Source organism: Candidatus Accumulibacter aalborgensis (assembly GCF_900089955.1).
Taxonomy (GTDB): domain Bacteria; phylum Pseudomonadota; class Gammaproteobacteria; order Burkholderiales; family Rhodocyclaceae; genus Accumulibacter; species Accumulibacter aalborgensis.
Genome location: NZ_FLQX01000156.1, coordinates 29,619 through 44,627, shown reverse-complemented (window position 1 = coordinate 44,627; position 15,009 = coordinate 29,619). Strand labels below are relative to the sequence as shown.

Below are 15,009 nucleotides of genomic sequence, written 5' to 3'. Positions count from 1 at the left end.
AGCAGCCCTATCTGATGCCGATGGCGGCGTAGCGGGGGTGGCCGGAATGATGATCAAGGCCTCTACATGGTACTAAATTTCCGCGAAAAGCAGCACTCCGTAAGGTAGGACGATAGCATACACCCAGATCTCTTCAATGACTGCTTTCGGCAGACTTCTTCACCGTCCACTGGCCGATAGTACGCGTTGATCGCTGTTTCCGCAAAGCGGACGTAGCCGAACTGCAAGCCATCCCGCGACCGTTCCTAAAGGCCGAGGTCACAGGGCAAGAGGTTAACCTCAAGGTCCCGTTTGTCGCCCGGAGCGGATGGACAGCGGCCGTAATCCGGATGCAGTAAATGTGGAGTCCGGGGCCGTAAGGCGGTTTGAAATGCGCTACTTCCCGAAATTCCAATTCATTCCATCCGGGCTACGCTCGTTGCAACTGACGCAGGACGGCCGCAATGTCGATGACGGTCAGGTCGGGACACTGGCCAACCAAGCGATTGAAGAAATCCGCCTTCTCCGGGGAAAAGTAGAAGCTCGTGATCCAGCTTGCCGGGTAGCCATCGAGCACCCGCGGCGGCGTCAGGACAAGGAAATTCGCCCGCATGGCATCCCGGTTGACCTTGCGGAGACCCACCACCCACATCCTGATCGCGCCGCCGACGACGAACTCGATGCGGTCACCGACAGACAGACCAGCCGTCGTGGCTGAGTACGGTCAACAGCAGCAGGGCCATGAAACCGAGCGACAGCGCGACGATCTGGACGGCGCTGGTGCTCGCTCACCGCTTGAGGCTGTTCCGGGCTTTTGTCCTACACGACGGTGGTGAAATGTTAGACTTCGCACTGCCAAGACCCATGGAGTGCGACAGCGTGGCTCGCCCAGAAAGTCAACCGTTCTTGTGGCTGCTGCTGGTGCTCGGGATCTGCATTCCAGTCCAGGCGGCGGAGCGCGCCCTGCGGGTCGCCGTGCTGACCAATTCGCCGCCAATGTCCTACACGGATGCTGGGGGCAAGCCTGCCGGATTCAATGTTGGCGTGGCACACGCCTTGTGCGAGGCGATGGCCCAGCGCTGCGACTTGACGGTGGTCTCTCTTGAGCAGGTGGTCGATGACCTGGCGGCGGGTGAATTCGATTTCGCAGCGGTGAGCTTGCTCGACACGCCGGAACGTCGGGCCAGAATACTGTTGTCGAAACCTTACTACCGTTCGAGCAGTGTCTGGTTTGCCAAAGCGGGCGTCGAGCCGGGCGCCGCTTCGGTCCGCGTCGCGGCAGTCGCCGGTAGCGCACAATTCCGCTACGCCCAGGCGAGGGGCTGGAAGGTCGCTGCGGCGCAGGATCACTTTGAGCTGACCGCCCTGCTGGCTGAGGGAAAGGCCGACGCGGCGCTGATTCCCATGGCTACCGCCCTGACCTTGCGCCAGCAACGATCGCTCCAGTCGCTGAACCTGATGACTACCCTCATGCCATACCCCGGACTGAGCGGCGACGTCTGTTTCGGCATCGATCCGCAAAACCCTGAACTGCGCGACGAGATCAACAAGGCGTTCGACAGAATCAAGCGGGATGGCCGATTCGACCGCCTGAACAGCGAACACCTTCCTTTCCGCTTACAGTAATGGCACACACGCCAGAGCCGCTCTAGCGAAGATGAGCCAGCCCTCCCTGTTCACGCGCTGGGCTGGACGCGGCTGGCCTGCCGGCAAGGCCTTCACGTTCATTGGCGGCGTGTTCGGGTGCATTCTTCTGGTCCTCCTGTTCTGGCTGGCCGATGACCAGCGTCTGGTGCTCGACAGGTCTCAGCGTCTGCTCGACGAAACCGTCCCGCAGACGCTGGACCACTTTCGCCTGGCGCGTAACATCGAACAACTCCGCCTGGAGGGAGAGCGCGTTTTTTCGGGCAGGACGCCGGTCGACCGCCAGCAAGCCTTGTTCGTCGTCAGCCTGCTGGCCAGCCATCCTGCGCTGCTGGCCGATACACGAGCCGCCAGCCTGGCCCCTGAGGTAGAGCGTTTTCTCGCGCGCGCCGCCCGCGACGGCATGACCGAGGAGCGTTTCGGCGAATGGGCGCGGCTGTCGAGTCGCTTGAGCTTGTTGGCCGATGATGTGTCGATCGAGGGCGTCGACCTGGCGACCGACGATTTGCGCGCAGTGTCGGCAACCATGCGCAACAGTCGGATGAAGCTCGCGGTCGTGCTCGCTCTGCTTGCCGTTTTTGTCAGCGGCTTCGTCTTCCTGGTCCATAGGCACCTGATCCGCCCCTTGCAAGCGATGGACGAGACGCTGGCTGCGTTGCGCTCCGGGAATCCGGCTGCGCCGATCAAACCGGCGTCGATGCTCGAGATCAGAGCGGTCGAGGGAGCCATCGGGCAATTGCGGGAAGTCATGCAGGAGAACGAGAAGGCGCGACAGCAACTGGCGCTCCTGGCCACTACCGATGACTTGACCGGAATGTTCAACCGAAGGCATTTCATGGCCCTGGCCGAGGAGGAAATCAAACGCGCTCAGCGCTATGGCCGACCGATTTGCGTCGCCATGGCCGACCTCGATTTTTTCAAGAAAATCAACGACGGCTATGGACACGCCGTCGGTGACCGCGTGCTGCAGTCGACGTCCGCATTAGTCGGACAAACCTTGCGCCAGTCGGACCTGGCTGGTCGTTACGGTGGCGAGGAATTCGCCTTCGTCTTTCCGGAAACAGCCCTCAAGGAAGCGCACCGCTTGACCGAGCGCCTGCGCCAGCGCGCCGCCGAAAGCAGGATCGAGCTGACCGATGGCGTCGACCTGCAGATCACGCTGAGCCTGGGCTTGGCGGACGCGTCGTCGTGTTCTCTGGATACGGCTCTCAAGCTGGCCGACGCCGCACTTTACGAGGCCAAGGAGCAGGGACGCAACCGGGTCGTCATCGCACCTTTGACCAATGGCCAGCCTTTGGTCGGAATTCATCCGCCCGCTACGACCGTCCACCCATCGAAAACAGCTCGTGCAGCCGAGTCTCCGACAGCAGAGTCTTGATCCGTGCCAGCAGTGCATCGCGCAAGTCATGAAGCTCGTGCACCCGCGCCAGCGCCTCGGAATTCCGACCGAGAGCATTGAGTCCCATCAGTTCATCCGCCAGTGCATGCAACTGCCGGTGCAAGGATTCAATGTTCGCGAACGCTGGCTGCGCACCATGGCGACTGTGGCCCTCGGCAACGAGCCAGGCGCCGAAGCGGCAATGGTGACGATCCATTCGCGGAACTTCACGCTCGCCTCTGAGGTGGCTGGCGATGGCGAGGATCCAGGCACGGTGCTCGACACTGCAAAAAAGCAGGGGAAAGTCGTCGCGGTTGACCGGAGACCGACCCACCCAGGCCGGATCTGGTCGCCAGGCAGCAGCCCAGCCGGGCAGTTCGCCACCCGGCATCGGGCGGGCGATTCCGTAGCCCTGCGCCACCTCGCAGCCGAGTTGCAGAAGCATCTCGCCATGTTCGACGGTCTCCACGCCTTCGGCGATGGGCTGGCGACGGAAGGCAGTAGCCAGCCCCAGCACGCCGTCCAGTATGGCCAGGTCGTCCGGGTCGTCAAGCATGTCGCGCACGAAGCTCTGGTCGATCTTGAGCTGCGTTACCGACAAGCGCTTCAGGTAGGTGAGCGAGGAATAGCCGGTACCGAAGTCGTCAAGGGCAAACCTGACGCCAAGCTCCCGGCACGACTCGATGACCCTGGAGACGTGCTCCAGGTCTTCCAGCGCGCTGGTTTCAAGGACCTCCAGTTCAAGGTCGCCCGGCCGGACGCGCCTATGCGCTGCCAGCACGCTGCGTAGCCGTTCGACAAAGTCAGCCTGCTGTAACTGGCGGGCGCCGACGTTCACGCTGACCGGGATGTCCAGCCCGGCTGGACGCCAGTCGACCATCTGGATCAGCGCCGTGTCGATTACCCACTCGCCGAGTTCGACGGCCAGCGGCTGATCTTCGATCACCGGCAGGAATGCGTCTGGCGGCAGCAGACCCTTGTCCGGGTGTTGCCAGCGGATCAGAGCCTCCGCGCCGATGACCTGCCCGGTGCGCATGTTGACCTTCGGCTGGTAGTAGAGCACGAACTCGTTTTTGCTCAGCGCCCGTCGGATGTCCTGCGCGCTCTCGTGGCGACAACGTATGCTTATGTCCTGGTCGGCATCGAACATGTGGTAGCGGTTCTTGCCGGCCAGTTTGGCCTGATACATGGCCTGGTCGGCCTGACGCAGCAGTTGGTCGGCATCGAGGTCTTCAGCCTGTGGGTAGAAGGTCACGCCGAGACTGGCCGAGACCTGGAGCAGCAGATCACCCACCTGAACCGGCTGCGCTACCGCGGCAAGCAGGCGGCCGAGCATCGGTACACTGCTGGCTCTGTCTTCGATCTCGATCAGCACGGCGCCGAACTCATCTCCGCCCAGGCGGGCGAGTGTATCGCCTTCGCGCAGAGACTGCTTCATGCGGGTGGCCGCAGTCATCAGCAACTGGTCGCCGACTTCGTGCCCGTGCTGGTCGTTGACCGCCTTGAAGCCATCGAGGTCGAGATAGGCTACCGCCACCAGCAGGTGCCCGCGCCGCTGGGCCAGAGTCATCGCCTGGTGCAGACGGTCGGCGAGCAGCACGCGGTTGGGGAGGTTGGTCAGAGCGTCGTAGTGGGCAATACGTTCGAGCTGACGCTGGTGCTCCTTGAGCAGGCTGATGTCCGCGATCACACCGACCAGGCCGCCTTCCGTTCCGTCGGCGTGATAGAAGCGCCGGCCCGCCAGGTGGCCCCAGAACTCGGTCTGATCAGCGCGCCAGTAAAGGCGATCGACCTCAACCGAGGGAACTGAGCCAGCCAGCAGGGCCAGCATCCTCTGTTGGCTGATCTCGCGAACCGACGGGGGAACGAGCGTGAGGTATGGCTTGCCGAGCAGATCACCGAGCGGGCAGCCGAACATCTCGGTCATCCGCCGGTTGGCCTGCGTGATGCGCCCGTTCAGGTCGACCACAAAGATCGCCACGCTGGACGTATCAAGGATCTGCTTGAGCAGGGCCTCGCGGCCCAGCAGGTCCGCGTTCGCCTTGGCCAGCTCCACAGTCCGTGCCGCAACCTTGGCTTCCAGCGCCCGGTTCAGATGGGCCAGATCCTTGCCAACCTTGATCTGCTCGGAATATTTGATGCGCTTGATCGGGCCCATGAATTCCGTTTTCTAACGCGTTGCTGGCGAGCAGTGCAAAAAGCATTCCCGCGATGATTCTACCCCAAGGAGACTCACTCAAGCCCACGCAGTGCTTCGACGGCTTCTTCAACCCGCCGTACCGGGATCACTTCGATGCCGGCAATGGCCTGCCTGGGCTGGTTCGCTTCGGGAATAATGGCGCGGGTAAAACCCAGCTTGGCGGCCTCCTTGAGACGCTCCTGGCCGCGTGGCGCCGGGCGCACCTCGCCAGCCAGGCCCACTTCACCAAAGACGATCAGTTTCGCGGGTAAGGAGCGGTTCTTCAGTGACGACACGATCGCCAGCAAGACCGCCAGATCAGCCGCCGGCTCGACGATCTTGACGCCGCCGACCGCATTCACGAAAACGTCCTGATCGAAGCAGACGATCCCGGCGTGGCGATGCAGCACCGCCAGGAGCATCGCCAGGCGCTGCGCATCGAGGCCGACGGTCAGCCGTCGCGGGTTGCCGTGCGCCTGGTCGACCAGGGCCTGGATCTCGACCAGCAGCGGTCGCGTACCCTCCTGGGTGACCAGCACGCAGGAGCCGGCAACATCGCTGCCGTGCTGCGAAAGGAAGATCGCCGACGGGTTGCTGACTCCCTTCAGTCCCTTGTCGGTCATCGCAAAGACGCCGATTTCGTTGACCGCGCCGTAGCGGTTCTTGACCGCACGGATCAGGCGGAAACTCGAGTGCGTGTCGCCCTCGAAATAGAGCACCGTGTCCACGATGTGTTCGAGAACGCGCGGTCCGGCCAGCGCACCTTCCTTGGTCACGTGGCCGACCAGGATCACCGTGATTCCGGTCTGCTTGGCCAGCCGGGTGAGCTGCGCTGCGCACTCACGCACCTGCGCAACCGACCCTGGCGCCGAGTTGAGCTGCTCCGACCACAAGGTCTGGATCGAATCGATCACCGCCACCTGCGGCCGTGCGGACTGCAGGATGGTGAGGATCTTTTCGAGATTGATCTCGGCTAGAAAGCGGAGTCGTCTTGTTTCCAGCGACAGTCGCCGGGCGCGCATGGCGATCTGCTGGCCGGACTCTTCGCCGCTGACATAGAGCACTTCGCGCACCATGCACATCGCCGACAGCGCCTGCAGCAACAGCGTACTCTTGCCGATTCCGGGGTCGCCACCGATCAGTACGACAGCGCCGCTGACCAACCCACCGCCCAGGGCCCGATCGAACTCGGCGATGCCGGTGGGCAGGCGGTCCTCGTCACGGGCTTCGATTTCACACAGCGTCTGTATCGAGCTGGTACCAGCCAGGGCGGCGAAACGCTTCTGGCTACCGCCCGTAGGTTCGGCAACCGTCTCGACAAGGGTATTCCACACCCCACAGCCGGGGCACTGTCCCTGCCACTTGGCGGCACTCGCACCGCACTCGCTACAGGAAAAAACCGTCTTCCTAGGGTTGTCAACGCGGGCCATGCTCACGCCGCGATCACCGGCACGCGCTGCGCCAGGGCGCAGAACAGCTCGTAGCTGATGGTCTCGGCAGCAGCCGCCACTTCATCGGCCGGCAGCCCCTCGCCCCAGAGTACAACCGGACTGCCCACGCCAGCCGTCGGTAGATCGGTCAGGTCGCAGGCCAGCATGTCCATCGAGACGCGACCGAGCGTTTGCGTCCGCCGGCCGGCAACGACAATCGGCGTGCCGCTCGGTGCGTGGCGCGGATAACCATCGGCATAACCACAGGCGACCACGCCAACGCGCGTCGGCCGGTGGGCGACAAAGGTGGCACCGTAACCGACCCGCTCGCCGACGCCGATTTCCTGTAGCGCCAGAATTCGACTCTGCAGCGTCATCACCGGCTTGAGGTCAAAGCTCGCGGCAGCCTGATCGGCAAACGGGCTGCCGCCGTAGAGCATGATTCCGGGCCGCACCCAGTCATGCGCGGTCTGCGGGTAGCGCAGGATGGCGGCCGAGTTGGCCAGCGAGACCGGAAGGGTCGACGCCTCCGGCCAGTCGGCAATCATCCGCGCGAAACGCTCGACTTGCCCGGCGATACAGCGTTCGCCGCCGTCCCCGTCGGCCTCGGCAAAGTGCGTCATCAGCGTCACCGCACCGACCGCTGGTGACGCTGCCAGTTCGCGCCTGACGGCCGGCAACTGGCTGGGCGTCAGACCAAGGCGATTCATGCCGCTGTTGAGCTTCAGGTAGATCGGCAGGCGCACCGGCAGGGAAGCCTGCCGCAGCATCTGCAGTTGCTCCAGGCAATGGATGACCAGGGTCAGACGGTGCTCGGCACAGTGCGCCAGATCGGCCACCTCGAAGAAACCCTCAAGCAACAGGATTGGCTGGTGAACGCCGGCCTCGCGCAGCTTGACCGCCTCCTCCAGGTCGAGCAGCGCGAAGCCGTCGGCGACCTCGGCGAGCGCCGACGCAGCGCGCAGCAGGCCATGGCCATAGGCATTCGCCTTGACCACAGCCCATGCCTTCGCGCCGCCGGCCGCGGAGGCGCTAGCACGGGTGGCATCGCGGTGGGCATACTTCCTGGCCACCAGATAATTGTGGCGTAGCGCTGCGAGATCGATGCGCGCAGAAATGGGGCGCGGCATCAGGCGGACAGCTCGCGCAGTTTACTCCGCGCGAATTCGACAAAGGTGAGCACCACCTTGGAGCGGAAGCGTTCCTTCTGATAGATCAGCGACAGCGTGCGCTTGAGGCGCGGTCGTAGCGGAATGGCGACCAGACTGCCGAGTTGCCGCTCCTTCTCGAAACTCGCGCGTGAGGCGATCGAGAAGCCCAGTCCCGTCGCGACCACGCCCTTCAAGGCCTCCGGACTCGACAGATCCATCAGGGTCTTCAGCCTATTGGGCTCGACGCCACAGGCGCGCAAATAGTCTTCGGTGACTTCGCGCGTCCCGGAACCCGGTTCGCGAGCGATGAAGTCGTGCTCCAGCAGGCTGCGTGCGTCGACTTCGGTGCGCTTCGCCAAGGGATGATTCGGTGTGCAGATGACCTGCAGCTCATCATCGCCACAGACATCGCACTGCAGGCTTGGCTGACTTGCATGCGCTTCAACCAGGCCAATGTCCAGCGTGTGCGCAGCGATGGCATTGCTGATGGCTTCCGAGTTGGCAACGGTCAGGCGCGCCCTGACCTGTGGATAACGCACGTTGAACTCACCGAGAATCGGTGGCAGCATGAACTCGGCGATCGTCTTGCTCGCCCCGACGAGTAGACTGCCGCTCATCTGCCCGGTCATCTCGGCGACGCGGATGTCGAGGTCGGCGGACAGCCCGAGAATTCTCTCAGCATAGTTGAGGACCAGTTCTCCGGCCGGGGTCAGCGAGATGCGACCGCCACCACGGTCGAAAAGGCGGGCATTGAAGCGTTCCTCGAGCTGCTTGATCTGAAAGGTGACCGCCGGCTGGGTCATGTGTAGCGCCTCGCCCGCCTTGGTAAAAGACAGGTGCGTGGCGACAGCGTGAAACACCTGTAGACGACGATCAGCCATCAATGTTCTCCCATTTTTCTGCCTTATATTAGCGAATTGAATCACAAAACAGACACGCCGACCAGCACTGTGCGGCTGGCTGCCAATTCCACGCGGGCTAGCGCGTTAACAAGTTGCTTCCTTTCATGGTATAAGCCCAAGCGAGCAAATACAAACGCATTCAGAATACTTTAAAGCACCCATGCCCCTTGGTTTCTACCTGATCATGGCGGCGCAGTTCTTTTCTGCGCTCGCCGACAATGTCTTGCTGATCGTGGCCATCTCGATCCTGCGTGAGATGCACGCGCCGAGCGCATACGAACCGCTGCTGAAGACCTTTTTCACCGTCTCGTATGTCGTTCTCGCTTCTTTCGTGGGTGCCTTTGCCGACTCGATGCCCAAGTGGCGAGTGATGTTCATCAGCAACGCGATCAAGGTCATCGGCTGCGCGATGATGTACTGGGACGTGCACCCCTTGCTCGCCTATGGCGTCGTCGGCCTCGGTGCGGCCGCCTATTCGCCGGCCAAGTATGGCATCCTTACCGAGTACCTGCCGCACCGTCTGTTGGTCGTCGCCAATGGCTGGATCGAAGGGTTGACGGTTGCCGCAATCATTCTCGGCGTCGTCGTCGGCGGTACGCTGATCCGACCCGAAATCGCCAACCCACTGCTCGCCTTCGACTTTCCGCTGATCGACACCGGGGTCGATACGATCGGCGAAATGGCACTGTGTTTCGTGGCCACTTTCTACTTGCTGGCGGCGCTGTTCAATCTCTATATTCCCGACACCGGCGTCGATCACCGGGTCCTGCACAAGAACCCCTGGTATCTGCTGCGCGAATTCAATCACTGCCTGATGCTGCTCTGGCGCGACCGCCTGGGCCAGGTTTCGCTGGCCGTGACGACGCTGTTCTGGGGCGCCGGCGCCACCCTGCAGTTCATCGTCATCAAGTGGGCAGAGGTGGCGCTGCAGCTCGATCTGTCGAAGTCGAGCATGCTGCAGGGCGTCGTCGCCGTCGGCGTTGCGCTGGGCGCCGTTGGCGCGGCAAGAATGATCACCTTGCGCAAGTCCTTACGGGTCATCCCGCTCGGCATCGCCATGGGGGTCATCGTTCTGGTCATGAACTTCGTCCAGCACCTGTGGCTGGCGGTCCCCCTGCTGATCCTGATCGGCGCGCTGTCCGGCTTCTTCGTGGTGCCGATGAACGCCTTGCTGCAGCACCGCGGCCACATCCTGATGGGTGCCGGGCATTCGATCGCCGTGCAGAACTTCAACGAGAACCTGTCGATCCTGGCCATGACCGGCCTGTACTATCTGATGCTCAGGGCCGACCTGTCGATCTACGTGGTGGTCACCCTGTTCGGGCTTTTCGTCAGCGGCACGATGTACCTCGTGAAATTGCGCCACGAAGCCAATCAGCGCCTGCGCGATGACGTGATCCACCTCGACGACAACTGCCACTGAGCAACGCAGCGCAATCATGTCCAAAATCACCATCGACCGTTACGATCTCGCCCTGCTCGACGCACTACAGCGCAAGGGCAACGCGACCAATGCGACGCTGGGCGAACAGATCCGCCTGTCGGCATCGCAGATCAGCCGCCGTATCCAGCGCCTCGAAGAAGATGGCGTCATCGCCGGCTACGTCGCCATGCTCGCCCCCTCGGCGGTCGGCCTCTGGGGGTCACCGCTTTCGCCCAGGTCATCCTGGAACGTCACAGCGAGACCGCCAGCGAAGCGTTTGAACAAGCTGTCGCCGCGATGCCGGAAGTGATGGACTGTTTCTCGGTTAGTGGCGACGCCGATTACATGCTGCGGATTACCGTTCCCGATCTGGCGGCTTTTTCCGAACTGATGATGAAACGCCTGCTTTTCCTGCCCGGAGTCGCGCGCATCAAGACCAGCATCGCCCTGCAGACGGTCAAGCAGACCCATGTCCTGCCGCTTGAACACCTGACTCAGCCAAGCAAGTCGAGCAAGCGCATCCGCTATGCCGAAGGCTAGAGCAGCAGGGGCGCATCGGCCAACTCGTTCAACTCGTTGGCATTTTCACCGCCCACCGGGAAGTGCAAGCGCAGCGCTTCGGTAATCGTGGCCAAGGCGACCAGCGTGCCGCTCTCGAAATCGCCGGATCGGAAAGCCATCTCCATCTGCCGACAGACGCCATCCCAGAATTCCCGGCCAACCCTGGCGTCGATTCCTCGATCAGCGACAATCTCGACTCGCCGGTCGATCAACTGCAGATAGATCAGCACGCCGCTGTTCTCGGCGGTGTCCCAAACGCGCAAGTACGAAAAAAGCTCGATTGCCCGCGCACGCGGCGACTGTGCACGCCACAACGCAGGCAGCGGCAGGTTGCCTTCGGCCACCACGCGCAACTCGCCACGATGCACCGCCTCCGACATGGCGACCGCTTGTTCTATCTGGCGCAGGAGGGCCGGCGAAAAAACGCGCCGAACCCACCAGTGGGGAAGGACCAGATGGCGAAGCAGTCGTTTCAGATCCATGCCCATCACCAGTCTCCCGAAGCTCCACCGCCGCCAAAACCGCCACCGCCTCCCGAAAAGCCCTGCGAGCCGCCGCCCCCACCGCCACCTCCCCACGAGATGCCGCCCGACGTCCAGCCAGCGCCACCGAGCGCGCCAAACAAGATGGACGCGATGAAGCCGGCAAAACCGACCGCCGCCGCGACCAGTACCGACGAGATCAGCATCGCGGCGATCACGCCAGCGGCGACGCCGACGATGCCGGCAGCCAGAAAGCGCCCGAAGATGGCCCGCAACACGCCGCCAACGACGAACACCAAGATGAAAGCAACGAACAGCAGCGTCTCGAGGTGGCTATCGGCAGCGGCGGCGCCGGGCAGCGATGCCGCGCTCGGCGCCGGTAGCGGCTCGCCACCGATCACCCTGATCATCGCGTCGACGCCGGCGTCGATGCCGCCGAAAAAGTCGCCCTGCTTGAAATGGGGACTGATCGTCTCGCTGATGATTCGTTTTGCCGTCGCGTCGTTGAGCGCGCCCTCGAGCCCGTAGCCCACCTCGATGCGCAATTTCCGGTCCTCCTTGGCAACCAGCAGCAGCGCGCCATCGTCGATTCCACGCCGGCCCGGCTGCCAGGCCTCGACGACGCGCAGCGCGTATTGCTCGATGGCCTGGGGCTTGACCGTCGCGACGATCAGGACGACGATCTGCGCGCCCTTCTCGCGCTCGAAGGCGGCCAGCTTGGCATCGAGCAGCCCGCGCTGCTCGCTGGTCAGCGTTGTCGTCAGGTCAGTGACTCGCGCCACCAGCCGTGGCACGGGTAGCAGATCATCACTGTAGGCAAAACCTGCGCCGAGCAGCAGGAGCAGGCTCAGCAGCCAGGCGGCCAGCCGGGCAGGAAGGCGCGGCACGGTTGCCTAGTAACTGGCTGCCGGCGAACCGGGGCCGGCGGGTGCCGGCCTGGCTGCGGGGGGGGTTGCCGGCGCTGGCGCCGCGAAATCGACCTTCGGTGCCGTCGAGATCGCTTTTTCATTGTCGACACTGAAATTCGGTTTGACGGTGTAACCGAAGATCATCGCCGTGAGATTGTTGGGGAAACTGCGCACCGAGACGTTATAGATCTCGACCGCCTTGATGTAGCGATTGCGGGCAACGGTGATCCGGTTCTCGGTCCCTTCGAGCTGCGCCTGCAGGTCGCGGAAACCAGCGTCGGCCTTCAGTTGCGGGTAGTTTTCAGTCACCACCAGCAAACGCGACAGAGCGCTCGACAGGCCGGCCTGCGCTTGCTGGAATTTGGCAAAAGCGGCGGGATCATTGACCAGCTCGGGCGTCGCCTGGATGGCACCCACCTGCGCGCGGGCCTGGGTGACTTGCGTCAGAACGTCCTTTTCGTGGCTGGCGTAGCCCTTGACCGTGCCGACCAGATTCGGTACCAGGTCAGCTCGCCGCTGGTACTGGTTGAGCACCTCGGACCACGCCGACTTGATCGCTTCGTCGCCAGTCTGAAAGGTGTTGTAGCCGCAGCCGGAGAGCAGGCCGGCAAGCACGACGCCGAGCGTCAGGAGCCTCAGGAGCCTCAGTATTTGCAAACGCATGACATTTTCCTTGATGGGCCATCACGACGGGAGGATAGCAGATGACAACTTTCGGCGATTTCTCGCTGGCGCGCAAGCCGTTCTCACGTCTGCTGCACGGCCGAGGCCTTCGTGGCGCGCATCAGGCTCCGCGCCCGGCACAGGTCTTCCCAGGCCTTTGCCTTGTCTGGCAAGGTGCGCAGCAGGTAGGCCGGATGGTAGGTGACGACCACCGGTATGGCGCTGCCAGCGCTCTCGGGGCCAGCATACGCGAGGGGCTGTCCACGCAGACTGGCCAGCGAGCCGCTCTCACCGAGTACGGAAAGCGCCGCCGCACGGCCCAGCAGAACGATCACCCGTGGCTGGATGAGCGCGATCTGGCGCCTCAGATAGGGCGCGCAAGTGGCCATCTCGCCGGCCTCCGGCGTTCGATTGCCGGGCGGACGGCACTTGACGGCATTGGCGATGTAGACATTCTCGCCACGGCGCAGATCGATCGCCGCCAGCATCGCATCGAGCAGTTTGCCGGCCGAACCGACAAAAGGCTCACCGCGCGCATCCTCCTCTGCTCCCGGCCCCTCACCGATGAAGAGCCAGTCGGCGAACACATCGCCCACGCCCAGCACGGCCTGCCGCCGCTCAGCGCACAGCCCACACGCACGACAGGCGGCAACACTGCGGCGCAACTCTTCCCAGTTCAGGCCATTGATCTCTGCCGCACGATCGGCTGGCGGCGCAACGAAGACGCTTTCTGCGGGCGCAGCGGCGACCGTGGCGATCAGCGGACGAAGCGTAGCCGCGGCTTCCGGGCGAAGCTCAGGCACGGGCGATCCGACTGACGGCCGCGGTCGCAGTTGCCATTGTGGCGAGAGTCCCATTTCGTGCAACAGTTGCCCACGCTGCAGGCGTGGACCGGGCGGCTTTACCATGAAAGTCGCGCCAACGACTCACGAATCTCCCCTCTCCCGCGCGCGGGAGAGGGGTCGGGGGGCGAGACGGGGAATTCGCGGAGCATGCTCCGCGCCCATTGAGCAATTCCGGCGTGCAAGCCGGAGTGCGCCCTGCAAGGGAGGGAAACGGTCATGACTTTCATGATCGGGAGGTGTCTTGAGAAGTCATGAGCGTTCGGGTGATCATTCCGGCACCTCGGCCAGAGCAAGCTGCAGCACCAGCGCATCCTCACGCCCCGGCTCGGCGGCATAGTAAGCTCGGCGCACGCCAATTTGCTGAAAGCCGAAATTCCGATAGAGGGCCAGCGCTTTCTCGTTGGACGGCCGCACCTCCAGCAACAGGCTGCTGGCCCCCGCCCGACGCGCCGCGAGCATGGCATGGTCGAGCAGGCTGGCACCAAACCCCATCCCCTGACGCCTCTCGGCCACGCCGATGTTGAGCAGGTGAGCTTCATCCACCGCCAGCATGAGCACGCAGTAGCCGACCAGTTGGCCATCGATACGGGATCCCCAGACGCCGTACCCGGCAGCCATGGAATCGACAAAATTGCCGCGCGTCCAGGGAAACGGGTGAACGCGCGCTTCAATGGCCAGTATGTCGTCGATATCGCACGGGCTCATCGCCAGCATCGTCGCTCGCGGGGCCAGAACGGCGCTCACGCCTTGCCGCCCCTGGCCAGTCGCTCGGCAACGGTCAGCGCCACCTTGTTGCGCACATACAGCGGTGTCGCATCGGCTGCATCGACGCCTTCGCCGCGCGCCAGACGTGGTGCGGCGAGACGGGCGACGGCGCCGGCGTCCGGCACCAGTTCGGGCTGCCAGAGGTGAACACAGGCCGCTAAGCGCTGACGCAGAGCGGGATAGGCGACCAGCCCGTTACCGCAAGCGTGCCAGCCGGGCGAGTCGGGAATGGGCACTGCCGACGGTTGACAGACGACCACCGGGGCCAAGGGTAAGCCCTGGGAAAACAGGCCGTAATAGACCTCGCCCATGCGCGCATCGAGCATGACGATCACCCGCTCGCTGCCGCTGGCCAGCGCCATGGCATCGAGCGTGCCGACGGGTATGACCGGCAGATCGAGGGCAAAGGCCAGACCCTGCGCGACACCACAGGCGACGCGCAGACCGGTGAACGAGCCGGGACCGGCAGCGAAAGCGATCCCGTGCAGGTCGGCAAAGCCAAGGCCGGCTTCGCGCAGGGTCGCGCTGATCAGCGGCAGCAGCGTTTCCGAATGCGCCAGCGTCGCCGGGCAAACCCGGCTCAGCAACTCGCCTTCGCGCCAGACGGCAATGCTGCCAAGTTCGGTCGACGTCTCGATGGCCAGTAGATTCATGGGCTCTATTTTACCCGTCCTTCCCGCCGCCGTCGCCTGCTGCCTT

At 63.5% G+C, this 15,009-nt stretch carries 14 protein-coding genes and 1 pseudogene; 5 read left to right on the top strand and 10 right to left on the bottom strand.

Features of this window, described 5'->3' with window-relative positions; all coding sequences use genetic code 11:
• Window positions 1-307: 307 nt before the first annotated feature.
• The 3 genes from ACCAA_RS19975 to ACCAA_RS19965 are packed head-to-tail and all read left to right on the top strand — an operon-like array spanning window position 308 to window position 3,001.
• Window positions 308-697 (top strand): hypothetical protein, encoded by a 390-nt coding sequence (locus tag ACCAA_RS19975; protein ID WP_186409000.1) that lies wholly within the window; start codon window positions 308-310, stop codon window positions 695-697.
• Window positions 698-720: 23 nt separating this feature from the next.
• Window positions 721-1,605, top strand: a complete 885-nt coding sequence (locus tag ACCAA_RS19970) for an ABC transporter substrate-binding protein (protein ID WP_245754700.1) — start codon at window positions 721-723, stop codon at window positions 1,603-1,605.
• Between the two features lie 31 nt (window positions 1,606-1,636).
• A complete protein-coding gene (locus ACCAA_RS19965) occupies window positions 1,637-3,001 on the top strand; it encodes a GGDEF domain-containing protein (RefSeq protein ID WP_186408999.1) in 1,365 nt (454 codons plus the stop codon).
• Here the strand turns inward: ACCAA_RS19965 and ACCAA_RS19960 are convergent.
• The 4 genes from ACCAA_RS19960 to ACCAA_RS19945 all read right to left on the bottom strand — a co-directional run bounded on the left by ACCAA_RS19960 (window position 2,940) and on the right by ACCAA_RS19945 (window position 8,642).
• Complete coding sequence (locus ACCAA_RS19960) at window positions 2,940-5,159, bottom strand: EAL domain-containing protein (RefSeq protein WP_186408998.1); 2,220 nt, start codon at window positions 5,157-5,159, stop codon at window positions 2,940-2,942. The genes ACCAA_RS19965 and ACCAA_RS19960 overlap by 62 nt on opposite strands.
• Window positions 5,160-5,233: 74 nt before the next feature.
• The gene (gene radA / locus ACCAA_RS19955) at window positions 5,234-6,610 is read right to left on the bottom strand and encodes a DNA repair protein RadA (protein ID WP_186408997.1); all 1,377 of its coding nucleotides are present in this window, start codon (window positions 6,608-6,610) and stop codon (window positions 5,234-5,236) included.
• 2 nt (window positions 6,611-6,612) lie between these two features.
• A complete protein-coding gene (gene alr / locus ACCAA_RS19950; protein ID WP_186408996.1) occupies window positions 6,613-7,740 on the bottom strand; it encodes an alanine racemase in 1,128 nt (375 codons plus the stop codon).
• Window positions 7,740-8,642, bottom strand: coding sequence for a LysR family transcriptional regulator (locus ACCAA_RS19945; protein ID WP_186408995.1), 903 nt, complete (start codon window positions 8,640-8,642; stop codon window positions 7,740-7,742). The genes alr and ACCAA_RS19945 overlap by 1 nt, the downstream gene beginning before the upstream one ends.
• Window positions 8,643-8,823: 181 nt before the next feature.
• Here ACCAA_RS19945 and lplT point away from each other — a divergent pair, with 181 nt between their 5' ends.
• Both lplT and ACCAA_RS19935 read left to right on the top strand, forming a co-directional pair.
• Entirely contained in the window at window positions 8,824-10,086 is a 1,263-nt protein-coding gene (lplT, locus tag ACCAA_RS19940) for a lysophospholipid transporter LplT (protein ID WP_186408994.1), read from the top strand.
• A 16-nt stretch (window positions 10,087-10,102) separates the two neighbouring features.
• Window positions 10,103-10,626 (top strand): annotated as a pseudogene (locus ACCAA_RS19935) (Lrp/AsnC family transcriptional regulator).
• Here the strand turns inward: ACCAA_RS19935 and ACCAA_RS19930 are convergent.
• The 6 genes from ACCAA_RS19930 to tsaB form a co-directional block, all read right to left on the bottom strand.
• The gene (locus ACCAA_RS19930; protein WP_186408993.1) at window positions 10,623-11,129 is read right to left on the bottom strand and encodes a TPM domain-containing protein; all 507 of its coding nucleotides are present in this window, start codon (window positions 11,127-11,129) and stop codon (window positions 10,623-10,625) included. The pseudogene ACCAA_RS19935 and the gene ACCAA_RS19930 overlap by 4 nt on opposite strands.
• Before the next feature lie 5 nt (window positions 11,130-11,134).
• Window positions 11,135-12,016: a TPM domain-containing protein gene (locus ACCAA_RS19925; RefSeq protein ID WP_186408992.1), complete on the bottom strand. Its 882-nt coding sequence runs from the start codon at window positions 12,014-12,016 to the stop codon at window positions 11,135-11,137.
• 6 nt (window positions 12,017-12,022) lie between these two features.
• Window positions 12,023-12,700, bottom strand: coding sequence for a LemA family protein (locus tag ACCAA_RS19920; RefSeq protein WP_186408991.1), 678 nt, complete (start codon window positions 12,698-12,700; stop codon window positions 12,023-12,025).
• An 83-nt stretch (window positions 12,701-12,783) separates the two neighbouring features.
• Window positions 12,784-13,608 carry a uracil-DNA glycosylase gene (locus tag ACCAA_RS19915; RefSeq protein ID WP_186408990.1) on the bottom strand — a complete coding sequence of 275 codons (825 nt, stop codon included), beginning with the start codon at window positions 13,606-13,608 and terminating at the stop codon, window positions 12,784-12,786.
• A 204-nt stretch (window positions 13,609-13,812) separates the two neighbouring features.
• The gene (rimI, locus tag ACCAA_RS19910; protein ID WP_245754699.1) at window positions 13,813-14,289 is read right to left on the bottom strand and encodes a ribosomal protein S18-alanine N-acetyltransferase; all 477 of its coding nucleotides are present in this window, start codon (window positions 14,287-14,289) and stop codon (window positions 13,813-13,815) included.
• Window positions 14,286-14,963: a tRNA (adenosine(37)-N6)-threonylcarbamoyltransferase complex dimerization subunit type 1 TsaB gene (gene tsaB / locus ACCAA_RS19905; protein WP_186408989.1), complete on the bottom strand. Its 678-nt coding sequence runs from the start codon at window positions 14,961-14,963 to the stop codon at window positions 14,286-14,288. Before tsaB ends, rimI begins: the two co-directional genes overlap by 4 nt.
• Window positions 14,964-15,009: the final 46 nt, after the last annotated feature.